This is a genomic window from Parasphingorhabdus sp. (assembly GCF_036568145.1).
Lineage (GTDB): Bacteria > Pseudomonadota > Alphaproteobacteria > Sphingomonadales > Sphingomonadaceae > Parasphingorhabdus.
Genome location: NZ_DATCTC010000001.1, coordinates 77,028 through 91,897, shown reverse-complemented (window position 1 = coordinate 91,897; position 14,870 = coordinate 77,028). Strand labels below are relative to the sequence as shown.

The window sequence follows — 14,870 nt, the reverse complement described above, 5'->3', positions numbered from 1 at the left end:
TAATGATGCTCTATGGCTGATGACAAGTTAAGATTGATCAAATCGCTCGAAAATCGGGCGCGGGAAGAAGGCTTTGCCGCTTTTGGCATTGCCCCTGCGACGCTTGCCCCCATCACGGCCAGGCGTTTGCATGACTGGCTTGCGACTGGGCAGCATGGCGATATGATCTGGATGGAAAGCCGCGCAGACGAACGCGCCAGCCCTCAGGCGCTGTGGCCGGAGGTTCGCTCCGTCATCATGCTGGGGATGAGCTACGCCCCCGCACGCGACCCGTTTGCGCTTGAAGATATCCCCGATCATGGCCGGATATCCGTCTATGCACAGGGCAGGGATTATCACGATCTGGTCAAAGGCGCGCTAAAACGCACCGCCCGCTGGCTGGTCGAAAATGCCGATTGCGAGGTCAAGGTTTTCGTCGATACCGCGCCGGTGATGGAAAAGCCGCTGGCACAGGCGGCGGGGCTGGGCTGGCAAGGCAAGCACACCAATCTCGTCAGCAGGGATCATGGAAGCTGGCTGTTTCTGGGCGCGATATATACGACACTGGACCTGGAGCCATCAAGCAGCGGAAAGGATCGCTGCGGCAATTGCCGTGCCTGTCAGGACATTTGTCCCACCTCCGCATTTCCGGAGCCTTACCGGCTGGATGCAAAGGCATGTATTTCCTATCTGACTATTGAATCAAAAGGCGCCATCCCTCGCAAATATCGAAAGGCGATGGGCAACCATATCTATGGCTGCGACGATTGTCTGGCCATCTGCCCGTGGAACAAATTTGCCAAGGCCGCCGCGACCAATAAAGCGTTTTTACCCCGCGCCGAACTGGCCGCCCCTGCACTGGCGGATTTGCTGGCGATGGACGATGCAGGCTTTCGCAAGATATTTTCCGGATCACCCATCAAACGGTCCGGCCGCAACCGGATGGTTCGTAACAGCCTGATAGCGGCGGGGAATAGCGGAGATGCGTCTCTGGTACCGGCGGTCACTGCGCTTTTGGATGACGATGATGCGATAGTGCGCGGGTCAGCGGTATGGGCACTAGCACAGCTTGACCCGGTCCGGTTCGAGCAGGAGAAAGCACAGCATTTTTCATCAGAAAAGGACGCAGATGTGCGGTCCGAATGGCAGGACAGCCTTACCGCAAATGACGCGATTCTATCGGTGGATTAGCGGCGCCTTAAGCTGTTGACGCAAGCCACCCGGTCCACAGCCGTGCCGTCCTTGCGCCTTGCATCGACATGGGTAACCCGCTGCTCACCGCCTTCGCGCGGGGGATAGAGATAGGCGTCCAGCACACACGCGCCGCTTGAATACTGTAATTTGCGCGCAGGCGGCTCCGCGACATCCGCGTACGGTTTACCGAAAAGCCGTTCCAGCTGGCTCGCCGTTTTGCCCATGACAGGCTCTAACCCCTGAATATTGCTGAGCGGGGATTGCTCGGCAGAGGGCAGGTGGTGGGACGGCGCACTGACCGTGCCGCTGGATACACAGGCTGCCAAAGCGGGCAAGGTGAACAAAATGATGAACTTGCGGATCATGTCAGTTGCTTTCTTGCAGACGGATTTGCTGGTTCCGGTGAACCAGATGTGTAGCCATAGCGGCCCCGATTATCGGTGCAAGAAAATTGACAAACGGGACAGCCAGCAACAGCGCGGTGATAAGCCCGAGGCCAAAACGGGTCACTTTCCCGATTTGCCAGCTTTTCCCTGCCTGCTCCGCATCATGCAAATGGCGGGCGGCGACCATGTCCTGAAGATCGCGGCCGATCAAAATCGCGTTGACCGTAAAAAAGGCGATCGGTGCGCCAATGCCGGTTATGAGCAGCGCGATATAAACCGGCAATGCCAGAATATTATAGCCAACCGCCCGGCCCACCGATGCCAGGCCCATTCTTACGCCAAGCCTATAACCCGGCGGCTTGGCCAGTTCTGCGCGTGCCGGATAATGGCGTGCCTCCACCGCATCGACAATATCGTCCGAAAAAATATTAAGGACAAATATCGCAACCACCCGGAACAGGAAAATCACGGCCAGCGCGGTGATGATGGTCGCTGCGGCTGCGGCTGCAAGCCCGGCATCTTCCCATGTCGTCAAAGATAATAGCCAGTCCAGCAAGAAATAAGTCCCGACGCCAAAAATAGCCATCAGGATCAGCGTAATCAGCAAGATTTTCAGGATGAGCGAAATTATCCGCCGGTCGGTCAACTGGGCAATGGATAAAAGAAACGCCTGTATCATTATCGGTTCATGTCATGAAATCCGGTGCCGGGTCAATTCTGCTTGAACCGTTCGCCCGTTCCCCTTACCCACAGCGCATAGCCGATCCCACAAAAGGACATGTTTATGACCAGTGAAGCCCGTTACGATATTGTTGCCATCGGCAATGCGATTGTTGATGTTATTGCACAAGCAGACGACGTGTTTCTGGAAGAGGAACAGCTTAATAAAGGCGCGATGACCCTGATTGATGCGGATCGCGCCAAACAGCTTTACAACGATATGGGCACAGCGCGGGAGGTTAGCGGCGGCTCCGCTGCCAATACACTGGCCGGTGCATCCACGTTGGGCCGGCAATGCGCCCTGATCGCGCAGGTTGCCGATGACCAGTTGGGCGAAGTATTCAGCCACGATATCCGCGCCACCGGGATTGATTTTGATGTTCCGCCCATCGGCAAACAACCACCGACGGGCCGGTGCCTTATACTGGTAACGCCGGATGCCCAGCGCACGATGAACACATTTTTGGGCGCTTCCCAGTTTTTATCCCCTGCATCGGTCGACACCGCCCTGATCGCAAGCGGCGCGATCCTCTATCTTGAAGGCTATTTATGGGATGCCGCCGAACCCAAGGCGGCTATGGCACAGGCCATTGATATTGCACATGAAAATGGCAGGAAAGTGGCCTTCACTCTTTCCGATGGTTTTTGTGTCGAGCGCCACCGGGATGATTTCATCGCGCTGATCCAGGACGGCAAGCTGGATATATTGTTTGCCAATGAAGCGGAAATCAAATCCCTTTGCGAAACCGAAGACTTTGAAGCGGCTGTGGAGCAAACCGCGAAGCAGATCGAAACATTGATCGTCACGCGCAGCGAAAAGGGTGCGATTGCAGTGCATCAGGGCGAATCCTGTGCCGTCGATGCAGAGCCTGTCGAAAAGGTTATTGATACCACTGGTGCAGGTGATTTGTTCGCCGCCGGTTTCCTGAGCGGATATATCGAGCAGCGTCCGATCCCGGATTGCCTGACCATAGGCGCGATTGCCGCAGCGGAAGTGATTTCGCACTATGGCGCAAGACCGGAAGCGGATTTGACCGCGCTGGTTAAACAGCGTCTGGGGTGAGGCGGAGCCACCCCAATTCCACCATCGTCATTCCCGCGCAAGCGGGGATCAAGCCTTCTAATCTGGAAGCTTCCTAGTCGGAAGGAAATATTTTTCGGTTCTTGGCGCAGTAAAGCGCTTCATCGGCGGTGGTGAACAATGTTTGGGGATTATATCTGCCGTCCTTGCTGGCGAAAGCGATGCCGACCGATACCTTCAGTGTCACCAGACAGCCGTTCCACTGTATTGGCCTGAGAAGACTGGCAATAAGAGACTGTAATTCAACCTTAGTCTCTGTCCGCGATACCGAAGATGGCAGCAACACGGCAAATTCGTCACCGCCAATCCGGGAGACCAGATGAGCGTTGACGAACGCCTTGCGAAGATGATCCGCAAGGTTGACAAGACATGCGTCGCCAGCAGCGTGGCCCCATCGATCGTTGATTTGCTTGAAATCATCAATGTCAAACAGGATTAACGTGCCGATGTCATCCAATACAGGCCCATTACACGGCTGGTCCAGAAAGCGTTGAAAGCGAGTCCTGTTGGCAACGCCAGTAAGCGGGTCGCATTCCGCTTGCGCGCGGAGAAGTTCCCATCGCATATGATCGTCTGTTATATCTTGCTTCATGCCAAACAGCTTCTCGGTTCGCCCGTTCGAACCTCCTGTGGCTGCCGTAATCCGTATCCAGCGCTCGATTCCGTCAGGGCGCACGATTCTCGCGTCCAGTGTGAAGCCATCGCGATTCTCTATGGCCTGCGATCGTTTCCGCTCGAGTATTTCGCGCGATTCTTCACAATAAAGTCCGATTGTGGTTTCTCGGTCCAGGGCGTCGTCGCTAGTCAGGCCGAAAATATCAAAAACGCCATCGGTCCAGTCAAGCCGTTCAGTTGCAAGATCGCAGGACCATGCGCCAATCGGAACCAGCGGCGCGGCCTGGTCAAACAGGTCTAGAGCTCCCAGCCGGTTATCCAAAGCTATCGGCGCTACGTTATAAAAACTCTTTGAATTTAATTGATTCATTGGCTCCATCTATAGCTGGGGGCTGAAGCTGAATTTCAGCAAGGACAAGCGATATCGGGTAGCCCTTTCATGTGAAGATTTCGTTTAACGCGGTCCCAGACCGTCAGGCAGGTGGGCTAAATTGACGCGAGAAATGCTGTTAGGCCTTTCCGGTATTCCGTATTTTCTGGATTTTATTCGCAGACGCTTGAACGGACGGGACGGCATCAAAGCTGACTGTCCGTTTCAGGCTGCTGAGCAGAAGTCAGCAGCCGCCCCAATTGCGGCCATTCAAGTCAGGAAGTTACTTTGCCGAAAGCCGCCATTCGTCCTATCAGAACATTGTTGCAAAAATGCAGGAGATATTGTGAGGTATATGGATGAAGAAGGCTATTTTCTGGCCATTCGCGCCTTGGGCAACCACCACACGGTGGAGATTGATCAGCCCAGATTTGAGGAAATCCAAAATGCATCAGTTAATCTGGACCATGTCCTCGATTTGGAGAACTTATGGGCCGCTGTGATCCTAAACTATTTTGACTTGGAAAAAGGTCTGTTGGAGGCAGCCGCTAGGCATATGATCATGACGGATTACGATTGGCAGTCGTTGCATGATTTACAGCTGAGCTTCGCGGTGAGGCTTGCCAATCTCCTAAGTAGCTGCAGGGCCTATCTTGATCAGACAGTCCAACACTTAGGTAAGCTGGAACCCAATTGCGATGATGCCAAGGCTTTCAAAGATGCACGTAGCCATGAGTATGATACTCGCTTGGGATACCGATTTATGGAGGCCATGCGAAATTATTCGCAGCATCACGGGCTCCCGCTTCATGGCACCTCCTACGGCACAAAGCGCCAAGCGCCAGACGCTCTGGAATATTTCGTCGCCACTAATATAGATATGGATCAACTGAGGGGCGATAGTAAATTCAAGCAGACAGTCTTGCAAGAAATCACCCATCAGAAATTGTCTGCTGAGCCATTAATCAGGGAATATATCGCTGGCCTGAGCTCGGTCCATATGGGATTGCGCAAGCGGCTCGAAGACCGGGTAGCTAATTGGATAGAATTGATCCGTGGTGCCATCGCTCAGCATGTTGATAGCTCACCAGAGGGGAAAAAGACGCCCGGACTCTGCGCAATGCAATTGGGCAAGGGCCATGAGTGGCTCCAGACCGTCCATCTGGGTGAAGATTTGCTACAGCGGGTGGAAATTCTGCAGAGACGCCATGGCTCACTGGAAATGATGCCTAGTAGCTTTGTTTCCAGCGCACCGCGCCCTCAGAAGTAATAGAAGAGTAATGTTCGCAGCCCGCTTTATGATAGCGACGATGCCAAGGCATTGGTGGGTGTGAGGCATTCTCCAGCACGCTGTAAAATAGCCGAATTTAGGACGGATTGTAGCTACGCCCGCTATTGCGTGTGAATGTCAGCTTACACCAGTTGGCTTTATAAAAGCGATCTGACAGAAACCCACCCACAAACTGTCGCTTTGGTGGTGCAAGAGACATCCTGAACGCCGACGCTAATTTAGCGCCGGAATTTGTCCACGCGGGAATAACGGGATAGACTGAAATAGCACCCAAAGACCATAGGTGCTTATCCCATTTTGCCAAATAAGAAGCCGCTAGTGGTTAGCCTGTCGAACCACGTTTCTCGGTCAAGTGCGGCATCAGGGCCATAAACACCGTTGACCTTCGGTCGGCCTTCGGCTCGACAAGTTCAGGGCTAACGGAAAAAGCCAAAGGCTCAGGGTTGACGGTTTCTGTGTTCAAACGCCCTAATATGGAGAACTGAAGTTAGTTTCATATAGCCCCGTCATGCTGAAACAAGTTCAGGGTGACGACGGGGAATAAAACCAACCTCAGATCCGCCATACTAACCCCAGCACCGCGTTAATTCTTCATCTTGAACAGTTTCCGGTCTTCCGGTCCAAAGCCCCATTTCCAGATGACCCAGGCATAGCTGCCCAATATCATCGGGATGCCGACTATCAGCTCTGCCCATTCCGGCAGGCGGGTGGCGAGATAACCGACAGCCCCGGCGACCATGACCGCCACGATCAGCGACCAGCGCCAGCCATTGACCGGCGCGTCAAGCAGCTTTGACAACAGGAACGCCTTGACGATCGAAGCATAGCCCAGTGCAACCATCAGCGCGGCCGCGACAGCAGCGGCTTTATAGAGCTGTGACCAGCCCATCCGCTCACAGACTTGGATGAAAGCGACGCTGAGCGCAGCTTGCAGTAACAGCATAGAAAGCGAGATCAACAGGTTCCGGTGCCGGGCGATGTAGACCAGCGCCGATTCGCTGACCACGGCGGTAGCGGCAACCGCCTCTGCGGCGAGCAGGAACGCCAGCGCGCCGGTGCCGCCGACAAAGCCGGGGCCGACCAATCCCATCACCGCTTCGCCGGGAATGGCCAATGCCAGGGCAATACCGGCCTGTGCGGCGATGATCCAGAAACCGACCTGACTGACCTGACTGGCAATGGCTTTCAGGTTCCCCGCTTCCAGATTGCGGGTGATGACCGGCCCCAATATGGGGTCAAAGCTGGTTTTCAGTTTCTGCGGCAGGCTGGCGACCTGCTGCGCGATATAATAGATGCCGACAACCGCGGGGGAGGCAAAAAGTCCAAGGATGGCAAGGTCCAGCCGCCGTGATCCCCATTCTGCGGCATCGGCGGCCGCCAGCGGCATGTTCCGCCGTGCCAGTCTGGCGATGGCCAGTGGTCTGGGCCGCCAGCCGGAGGGCAGGCCATAGCTTTTGTAAAAGGGCCACAAAGACGCGACCAAAGCCGCAATCATCGACACGACATAGGCGAGGATCAATCCGTCCCTCAGCGAATAATAGGAAAACAGAAAAGCCGCGATGCTGATCGTCCAGGGTTCGACTACGGAGCGGGCGCGAACGGTGGATGCGATATCATAGCGGTAGGCCAGCGCGGCCAGCGCGATATCCGCTCCGGCAATGGCAAATATGACCAGTGGCAAAAACCGGTCGAGGCCGTTTATTTCGCTGTTGGGAAACATGATTTGCGGGACAAGTATCAACAAGACCGCCGCCAGCATGGATGCAAACAGGCTGACGAGCAGTCCGTCCCATACGACATGGACATGGGGGCGTTTTGTGCGGCTAAGCTGTTCCGCGAGGCCGCGTTTCAGGCCCAATGTTGCAAGCTGCGCGGCAAATTCCACGATCAATATGGCGTAGGCAAAGCGGCCCAATGCCTCGGCTCCGTATATGCGCCCGGCGATGAATAAAAAGGGCAGCCGCGCCGCCAACCGCAACAAAAATCCGAAAATATTGGTCCGGCCCCCTTTGGCCAGTGCCGCAATATCCTCTCCGTCGTCAGTTTGCCTGGCATCAGATACAGGGGCGACATCGGCAGAGGACTGATCCTTGCCGGTTGCGGAACTAGATGATCCACCTGAAGATTTCTGGCCAAAAGTTTCCGGGTTGCTCAAAAAACATGTCTCCGGCCAGTGGGCGATCCAATAGCTAGGCCAAAAGCGGGCCAATTGCGGTAATTAAAAATGTGGGTTCGGCTTTACCGCACTAAAACCGGCTTGTCATCATTTGGTAATCTTTTGGGACGCAGCCTTGGTTTAGCGCTGCTCGGCGACAAGCGGGCGGCCCATAAGCTGCGCGGCAATCGTCTGTGAATCGGTTGTGCCGTCCAGTAGCGCGCAAACGGCATCGACAATCGGCATCTCAATGCCTCTGGACGCTGCGTCCCGTTGTAGTACCGGTGCGGTAAAGGCACCTTCCGCCACTGTGGCCCTGTCGGACAGCAGGCTCTCGGCCAATTGCCCTTCGCCAAGACCCTTGCCAAGCGAGAAATTGCGCGAACTTGTCGATGAACAGGTCAGCACTAGGTCGCCCAGACCGCACAGGCCGGACAAGGTTTCCGCGCGTGCGCCGCGTGCCGTGCCATAGCGCAGCATCTCCGCAAATCCCCGGCTGATAAGGGATGCACGGGCGTTTTGGCCCAGCCCGGCCCCCTCCGCTACGCCGCAACCAATGGCGAGCACATTCTTGACCGCGCCGCCAATTTCGGCACCGATAATATCATCGGAAAAATAAGGCCGGAACGTAGGCTTTGCGATCAGGGGATAAAGCCGCTCCCAGGTCGCCTGCGTGTCGCAGGCCAGCGTCAGTGCGGTCGGCAGTCCGCTTGCGACCTCGTGGGCAAATGTTGGACCTGACAGGACCGCTACCGGGTTGTCGGGGCGAAGGTCCTGAACCACCTCGCTCATCAAGAGCTGTGTGGCTTCTTCCATGCCTTTGCTGCACAATATCAACGGGGCATCACTGTCCGGCATGGACTCCAGGCTGGCGCGCAAATGCTGGGCCGGGGTGACAATCAAGAAAGCCGTGCACGTCTCCATTTCATCCATTGACTGTGTCGCACGAACATTCTGCCGCAAAGGATGGCCTGGAAGAAAAGCGCGATTCTCATGGCTTTCGTTAATCTGCGAAACCACCTCCGCCTCCCGCGCCCACAGCAACAATTCGTCCTGTCCTTCGGACAGAACCTGCGCCAATGCTGTGCCCCATGCGCCAGCACCTATGACACCGATTTTTGCTTTACCTCTCTGCCCCTCGCTCATGCCTTGACCCCTGCTCCGCGTGCCTTTTCCGCTGCCGGATCCAGTGGCCAGCGCGGGCGTGCTGCGAAATCAAGTGTATCTGTCAGACCCGCTGCAAAGCGTTCAGCCCCTGCCCATGCGATCATCGCCGCATTGTCGGTGCATAGCCAAAGCGGCGGTGCGGTAAATTGCATGCCATGGTCACTGGCCACCTGTTCCAGCATGGAACGAATGGGACCATTTGCCGCCACGCCGCCTGCAACCACCAGATGGGGAACCGCACCATGATCGGCTATGGCCTTTTCGAGACGGTCTTTCAGGCAATCGACCACCGCTTGCTGGAATGACGAGGCGATGTCTTCCGACTTATACTCGCAGCTTTGATGTGCGCGGACCACGGCGCTTTTCAAACCGGCAAAGGAAAAATGCGGCTCCTTTGAACCTTTGAGCGGACGGGGAAGCGGAACTGCCGCAGCATTGCCGGTTTTGGCCAAAGCCTCGACCTTTGGTCCGCCAGGATAACCAAGGCCCAGTATCTTGGCTGTCTTGTCAAACGCCTCGCCCGCTGCATCATCAATAGTCGTTGCCAGGCGGCGATATTGTCCAGCACCTTCGACACGCAATATCTGGCAATGCCCACCAGACGCAAGCAACAGTAGATATGGGAAATCCAGCTCCGGATTGGCGAGGCGAGGGGATAGCGCATGCCCTTCCAGATGGTTGACCGCTATCAGGGGCTTGTCCGCTGCCATGGCTAGCGCCTTGCCAGTCACCAGTCCGACCATCACGCCGCCAATTAGCCCGGGGCCAGCGGTCGCGGCAATCGCATCAACCTGATCTAGCTTCAGATTGGCTTCGGCAAGCGCCGCTTCGATCAACGGAGTTATGATTTCGGCATGGGCGCGGGCTGCAATTTCAGGCACAACTCCGCCAAACGGGGCGTGCACCGCTTCTTGTCCGGCCAGTTTATGGGCCAATATCTGGCGATCCGACGTGACAAGTGCCGCCGCCGTCTCATCGCAGCTTGATTCAATTCCCAATATTACGCTCATATTCCTTTAACTTAAGCTTTGGTGGGATTAGGACAAGAGCCATGACAAACAATAACGATAACAAAGCGAAAATACTGCCCGGCACAGATCGACCTCTACTGATCGGCACACGCGAATCACCGCTGGCAATGGCTCAGGCGAATATGGTGGCGGCTGCGCTGCTTTCGGCTCATGGCTGGCGATCGGATCAGGTCGAACTGGTGCCTATTGTTGCGTCCGGTGACAAAGTACAGGACCGCGCACTGGCAGATATTGGCGGTAAAGCTCTGTGGACCAAGGAACTGGACTGGGCGCTGCACGAAGGCAAAATTGATTGCGCCGTGCACAGCATGAAGGATGTCGAAACGCTGCGCCCGGATAGCCTGATCATTGCAGCTATGCTGGAGCGTGCGGATACGCATGACCGGTTGATTGGAGCTGATTCGATTGATGATTTGCCACAAGGGGCGATTGTCGGCACGGCTTCCCCCCGGAGAAAGGCGCAGTTGCTGGGTCTGCGAAGCGATCTTGATATCCGGCTTATACGCGGCAATGTTCAAACCCGGCTGTCAAAGATCGAGAATGGCGAATATGCCGCGACCCTTTTGGCCGCCGCCGGTCTTCTCAGGCTCGATATGGATGATATTGGCACCGATATACCCCATGAAATCATGCTTCCCGCCCCGGCCCAAGGCGCGATCGGTGTTGAAACGCTAACGGAGTCCAGCCATTTACGCGGCCTCTTAAAGGAAATATCCCATCCCGCCACATTCCGCGCCGTCATGACGGAACGAGCGTTCCTGAAAGAACTATCCGCCGATTGTCACAGTCCGATAGGGGCTTATGCGACGGTTGATGGGATGAGCATCAAACTGGACGCCAAAATATGTTTGCCCGATGGTAGCGAAAGCATCAGAAAAGTCTCGCAATTTGACGTGGGCGATGTTGAGGCTCCTGCCCTGCTTGCTCGAAAATTACTGGGGGAAGCCAGTGCTGAATTGAAAGCAATCTTTGATAAATGACTCGATCGCTACTCATTTTGCGGCCCATTGATGGGGCTCGGAGGACGGCAAAAAGTGCAGAGAAAATGGGTCTACATGCAATCGTCGACCCTCTGTTTGCAATTGAGCCGATGGATTGGGCCCCACCGCCTGCATCGCAATTTGACGCTTTGTTGTTAACCAGCGTAAATGCGGTGATCCATGCTGGCGGTGGACTGGCACAGTATAAGCAATTGCCTGTGCTGGCGGTGGGTGATGCAACAGCCAAGGCAGCGCGGCAGGCGGGTTTGCATGTCGTTAAAACCGGCGATAGCGGGGTGAAAGAATTGCTGGCATCGCTTTCTGCTGGCCAATATCACAGGCTTTTGCGGCTGACGGGTAAAGACCATATAGATTTCACGCCGCCTGAGCATATTATGATGCTGCGTCACGTTTATCAGGCACGGGCTTTACCGCTTGGGGAAAAAGCACGGGCGGCATTGCATGAGGGCAATGTGATTCTGCTTTATTCGCCTAGAGCGGCAAAAATACTGGCTGGTGAGATGGAACGTCATGCTATTGACCGGTCACGGAACGATATTGCTGCTCTGTCGTCCAATATCGCCAAGGCGGCAGGCTCCGGCTGGAAATCTGTTCAGACGGCTGAGCGTCCAACGGACGAGGCTTTATTGTCTTTGGCGGGCCGACTATGTTGTTTATAGGGTTGTTTATAGGAATTGAGGCGTGGTTGCACAGCGCATGAGCAATAATAGGAAAACTGGATGAGCCGGGACTATGAGAAAACCACGTCTGCGGACGGTAAAAGCAATTTGATGCGGAATATTCTGATTCTGATGGTCGTCGCCTTTGTTGGCGGTGTGATTCTGACTGGCTGGATATTCTCACGCTACAATCCTTTTGAGAATGGCCCCTTTGGCAGCAGCAGCGAAACAGCGGCCCCGGCGGCAGGTAATAGTTCGTCAGTTACAGATCCCGCGACCGCCTTGGCTAAACGGGTTAGGGCAGACGGTACCGTCGCCGCGCCGCCACCGGTTGAACCAGTGCCAACTGAAATTCCGACGCTGACACCGGATAAAGAGCGCGCCTTGGCGGTGCGGGTCGCGGATCTGGAAGACCGATTATCGCGAATTAATGTTCAGGCGCAAGCAGCGTCCGGCAATGCCGCGCGAGCCGAAGGCTTGTTGATTGCGTTTGCGGCACGACGCGCACTGGATCGTGGCTCGCCGCTGGGTTACCTGGAAGCACAGATACGGCTGCGTTTTGGCGATGCCCAGCCCAGAGCAGTGACAACAATAGTGAACGGATCGCGCCAGCCGGTGACACTGGACGAATTGCTGGCTGAGTTGAATGACATCAGCCCGACATTGACCAGTGGTTGGGCGGGGACAGATTTCTGGACAGATTTTAAACGTGAATTATCCGAACTGTTCGTGATCCGGAGGGAGGGCAGCCCTTCTCCGGTTCCGCAAAAACGTATGGAACGTGCGAGACGTTATATCGAAAATGGCAATGTTGAGGCGGCAATTGCGGAGATTGAAAAGCTTCCTGGTAGTGACAGCGGAGATGAAATGGTTGGTAAGTGGATGGAAAAGGCACGGCGATATAATGAGGTTCGCCGGGCCCTGGATATCATCGAAACCGCTGCCATATTGGAACCACAAAGGTTAAGCGCGGTCGCCAACACGAGGCAGGGTGTTGAGCCTGCGCAAACTGTGCCAGTGTCTCCGACGCCAGCGCCTTAAAACTGTCTGGCATATGATCGGGAGTGTTTGACTACGCTCAATCTTGCCCGGTCATTCCTGATGGCCGGCCATTCCCATTTGCCACAAGATGAAGGCAAATTCCTCTGCCGTTTCCTCAATCTGGTTCCAGCGGCCCGACTTGCCGCCATGGCCCGCGCCCATATTGGTTTTCAGTAGCAGGATATTGTCATCCGTCTTGGTCACGCGCAGCTTGGCGGCCCATTTTGCCGGCTCCCAATAGGTCACGCGAGGGTCATTGAGGCCGCCGGTAATCAGCATGGGCGGATAATCCTGCGCGGTCACCTGATCATAGGGCGAATAGCTGCGGATATATTCAAATGCTGCCTTGTCGGTAATCGGGTTGCCCCATTCCTGCCATTCACCGGGGGTGAGCGGCAGGCTTTCATCCTGCATCGTGTTGAGCACATCGACAAAGGGGACATGCGCGACTATCGCGCCCCAAAGATCGGGATTGCTGTTTACGATAGCGCCCATTAATTCGCCGCCCGCCGAACCACCCGACGCGCTAATCCGGCCTTTTGCGGTATAGCCTTTGTCTATCAGGCCCATGGCAACATCGACGAAGTCGTTGAATGTATTGGTGCGATGCATCAGCTTGCCTTGCAGATACCAGTTCCGGCCCAGATCATCGCCGCCGCGAATATGGGCGATGGCGTAGACAAAACCGCGGTCAACCAGCGAAAGGCGCGTAGTCGAAAAACTGGGCGGCACAGCATAGCCATAAGCACCATAAGCATAGAGATGAAGCGGCGCACTGCCGTCCAGTTTGGTGCCTTTTTTGTACACTAGAGAAACTGGGATCACGGCCCCGTCGCGCGCCTCTATGGTAAGTCTTTCGGTCGTATATTGGCTGGCATCATAGCCGGAGGGAATTTCCTGAACCTTCAAGGTTTCCAGCCGCTTATCGGACAAATGATAGTCATAAACCGTATCCGGGGTGACCATGGATTCATAGCCGAGACGCAGCTTTTTTATATCATATTCAGGATTGTCATCCAGCCCGGCACTATAGCTGGCTTCGGGGAAAGCGATGCGCTGGGCCTTTGCAGGGTCCGAGTAGGAGCGGATTTCGACCTGATCCAGCCCGTTTTCACGGCCCTCCGTCACATAGAAATCCTTGAACGGCGTCATGTCGGTCAGGTAAAACGCATCTGATCCGGCGATTAAAGTGGTCCACTCACCGGGACTGTCCAGTGCTGCTGTCGCCAGCCGGAAATTCACATGGTCATCATTGGTCAGGATATAGAGCGTATCGTCATGCTCCTCGATCGAATATTCCCTTCCCTTCTTGCGCGGCGAGATCAGCACCTGTTCTGCAGTGGGATTGTCCGCCGGGACCAGACGCACTTCGCTGGTTTCGTTATCACCTGTCGCAATGACTATGAACTTTTCCGATTGGGTCAAACCGACGCCAACGGTGAAGCCGTCCTGATGCTCTTTGTATAGCTCGATATCCTTGTCGATATCCGTGCCCAGCACGTGCAGGCGTGCATTGTCGGTGCGCCAGTTTTCGTTGGCCAGGCCGTAAATAAGGTTTTTGGAATCGGCAGACCAGACCAGGCTCGACAGGGTGCCCGGTATTATGTCTGGTAACGCGTTCCCGCTGGCAAGATCGAGAAAGCGGACCTCGAACCGTTCCGATCCATTATCGTCATAGGAATAGGCAAGCAGCTTGCCGTCCGGAGAGACTGAAAACGCGCCAAGACGGAAATATTCCTTACCCTCGGCCAGCTTGTTTTCATCCAGCATCAAAACGGGGGCGGTGTCACCAGCAACCGGTTTGCGATACCATTTTTTATACTGTGCGCCTTCATCAAAGGCGGTCCAGTAGATCCAGTCGCCATCTTTTTGCGGGACGGAGCTTTCGTCTTCCTTGATCCGCGCCTTCATTTCCTTGAACAATGTATCGGTCAGGGCTTTCTGTCCCGCCATATTCTGTTCAAACCACCGGTTTTCGGCTTTCAGGTAATCGAGCACATCTTCGTCATCGACCTTGGGATAGCTCTCGTCTTTCAGCCAGTGATAGGGGTCGCTGATCGTATAGCCGTGGCGTTCGTAGCTATAGGGCCGCTGCTCAGCAATCGGCGGATTTTCAAGTTTTTCTGTCATGGTCTCTTTTGTATCAGATTGTGCAAAAGCGGCGGTGGCCGCCAGATTGG

13 protein-coding genes are annotated in these 14,870 nt (G+C 55.2%); 6 read left to right on the top strand and 7 right to left on the bottom strand.

Going from position 1 to position 14,870, the window contains the following annotated elements; translation table 11 throughout:
* Window positions 1-12: 12 nt before the first annotated feature.
* Window positions 13-1,170 carry a tRNA epoxyqueuosine(34) reductase QueG gene (gene queG, locus VIN76_RS00395; RefSeq protein WP_332039830.1) on the top strand — a complete coding sequence of 386 codons (1,158 nt, stop codon included), beginning with the start codon at window positions 13-15 and terminating at the stop codon, window positions 1,168-1,170.
* Here queG and VIN76_RS00390 read toward each other — a convergent pair.
* Both VIN76_RS00390 and VIN76_RS00385 read right to left on the bottom strand, forming a co-directional pair.
* On the bottom strand, window positions 1,167-1,538 hold the full coding sequence (locus VIN76_RS00390) for a hypothetical protein (protein WP_332039829.1): 372 nt from the start codon (window positions 1,536-1,538) through the stop codon (window positions 1,167-1,169). The genes queG and VIN76_RS00390 overlap by 4 nt on opposite strands.
* 1 nt (window position 1,539) lies before the next feature.
* The gene (locus VIN76_RS00385; protein ID WP_332039828.1) at window positions 1,540-2,238 is read right to left on the bottom strand and encodes an EI24 domain-containing protein; all 699 of its coding nucleotides are present in this window, start codon (window positions 2,236-2,238) and stop codon (window positions 1,540-1,542) included.
* 105 nt (window positions 2,239-2,343) lie between these two features.
* Between VIN76_RS00385 and VIN76_RS00380 the strand changes: the two genes are divergently transcribed.
* Window positions 2,344-3,342, top strand: coding sequence for an adenosine kinase (locus VIN76_RS00380; protein WP_332039827.1), 999 nt, complete (start codon window positions 2,344-2,346; stop codon window positions 3,340-3,342).
* Between the two features lie 73 nt (window positions 3,343-3,415).
* On the opposite strand, the gene VIN76_RS00375 is transcribed toward VIN76_RS00380, so the two are convergent.
* Window positions 3,416-4,345, bottom strand: coding sequence for a GGDEF domain-containing protein (locus VIN76_RS00375; protein WP_332039826.1), 930 nt, complete (start codon window positions 4,343-4,345; stop codon window positions 3,416-3,418).
* A 121-nt stretch (window positions 4,346-4,466) separates the two neighbouring features.
* Here VIN76_RS00375 and VIN76_RS00370 point away from each other — a divergent pair, with 121 nt between their 5' ends.
* Window positions 4,467-5,615: a hypothetical protein gene (locus VIN76_RS00370; protein ID WP_332039825.1), complete on the top strand. Its 1,149-nt coding sequence runs from the start codon at window positions 4,467-4,469 to the stop codon at window positions 5,613-5,615.
* 604 nt (window positions 5,616-6,219) lie between these two features.
* On the opposite strand, the gene VIN76_RS00365 is transcribed toward VIN76_RS00370, so the two are convergent.
* The 3 genes from VIN76_RS00365 to tsaD all read right to left on the bottom strand — a co-directional run bounded on the left by VIN76_RS00365 (window position 6,220) and on the right by tsaD (window position 9,968).
* The gene (locus tag VIN76_RS00365; protein ID WP_332039861.1) at window positions 6,220-7,662 is read right to left on the bottom strand and encodes a lipopolysaccharide biosynthesis protein; all 1,443 of its coding nucleotides are present in this window, start codon (window positions 7,660-7,662) and stop codon (window positions 6,220-6,222) included.
* Between the two features lie 270 nt (window positions 7,663-7,932).
* Window positions 7,933-8,937, bottom strand: coding sequence for an NAD(P)H-dependent glycerol-3-phosphate dehydrogenase (locus VIN76_RS00360; protein ID WP_332039824.1), 1,005 nt, complete (start codon window positions 8,935-8,937; stop codon window positions 7,933-7,935).
* The gene (tsaD, locus tag VIN76_RS00355) at window positions 8,934-9,968 is read right to left on the bottom strand and encodes a tRNA (adenosine(37)-N6)-threonylcarbamoyltransferase complex transferase subunit TsaD (RefSeq protein ID WP_332039823.1); all 1,035 of its coding nucleotides are present in this window, start codon (window positions 9,966-9,968) and stop codon (window positions 8,934-8,936) included. Before tsaD ends, VIN76_RS00360 begins: the two co-directional genes overlap by 4 nt.
* 41 nt (window positions 9,969-10,009) lie before the next feature.
* Between tsaD and hemC the strand changes: the two genes are divergently transcribed.
* Genes hemC through VIN76_RS00340 form a run of 3 tightly spaced genes read left to right on the top strand, consistent with a single transcriptional unit; the run spans window position 10,010 to window position 12,690 of the window.
* Window positions 10,010-10,969 carry a hydroxymethylbilane synthase gene (hemC, locus tag VIN76_RS00350; RefSeq protein WP_332039822.1) on the top strand — a complete coding sequence of 320 codons (960 nt, stop codon included), beginning with the start codon at window positions 10,010-10,012 and terminating at the stop codon, window positions 10,967-10,969.
* Window positions 10,966-11,649, top strand: coding sequence for a uroporphyrinogen-III synthase (locus VIN76_RS00345; RefSeq protein ID WP_332039821.1), 684 nt, complete (start codon window positions 10,966-10,968; stop codon window positions 11,647-11,649). The genes hemC and VIN76_RS00345 overlap by 4 nt, the downstream gene beginning before the upstream one ends.
* A gap of 60 nt (window positions 11,650-11,709) precedes the next feature.
* Window positions 11,710-12,690 (top strand): mitofilin family membrane protein, encoded by a 981-nt coding sequence (locus tag VIN76_RS00340; RefSeq protein WP_332039820.1) that lies wholly within the window; start codon window positions 11,710-11,712, stop codon window positions 12,688-12,690.
* Between the two features lie 51 nt (window positions 12,691-12,741).
* Here the strand turns inward: VIN76_RS00340 and VIN76_RS00335 are convergent, their stop codons facing one another.
* Window positions 12,742-14,820, bottom strand: a complete 2,079-nt coding sequence (locus VIN76_RS00335; RefSeq protein WP_332039860.1) for a S9 family peptidase — start codon at window positions 14,818-14,820, stop codon at window positions 12,742-12,744.
* Between the last annotated feature and the right edge of the window lie 50 nt (window positions 14,821-14,870).

Excerpts from the sequence above, each read along its gene's own strand:
- VIN76_RS00385 (WP_332039828.1), bottom strand. The coding sequence starts at position 2,238 with ATGATACAGGCGTTTCTTTTATCCATTGCCCAGTTGACCGACCGGCGG.
- VIN76_RS00340 (WP_332039820.1), top strand. The coding sequence starts at position 11,710 with ATGAGCCGGGACTATGAGAAAACCACGTCTGCGGACGGTAAAAGCAAT.
- VIN76_RS00345 (WP_332039821.1), top strand. The coding sequence starts at position 10,966 with ATGACTCGATCGCTACTCATTTTGCGGCCCATTGATGGGGCTCGGAGG.
- VIN76_RS00335 (WP_332039860.1), bottom strand. The coding sequence starts at position 14,820 with ATGACAGAAAAACTTGAAAATCCGCCGATTGCTGAGCAGCGGCCCTAT.
- hemC (WP_332039822.1), top strand. The coding sequence starts at position 10,010 with ATGACAAACAATAACGATAACAAAGCGAAAATACTGCCCGGCACAGAT.
- tsaD (WP_332039823.1), bottom strand. The coding sequence starts at position 9,968 with ATGAGCGTAATATTGGGAATTGAATCAAGCTGCGATGAGACGGCGGCG.
- VIN76_RS00375 (WP_332039826.1), bottom strand. The coding sequence starts at position 4,345 with ATGAATCAATTAAATTCAAAGAGTTTTTATAACGTAGCGCCGATAGCT.
- VIN76_RS00380 (WP_332039827.1), top strand. The coding sequence starts at position 2,344 with ATGACCAGTGAAGCCCGTTACGATATTGTTGCCATCGGCAATGCGATT.
- VIN76_RS00390 (WP_332039829.1), bottom strand. The coding sequence starts at position 1,538 with ATGATCCGCAAGTTCATCATTTTGTTCACCTTGCCCGCTTTGGCAGCC.
- VIN76_RS00360 (WP_332039824.1), bottom strand. The coding sequence starts at position 8,937 with ATGAGCGAGGGGCAGAGAGGTAAAGCAAAAATCGGTGTCATAGGTGCT.
- queG (WP_332039830.1), top strand. The coding sequence starts at position 13 with ATGGCTGATGACAAGTTAAGATTGATCAAATCGCTCGAAAATCGGGCG.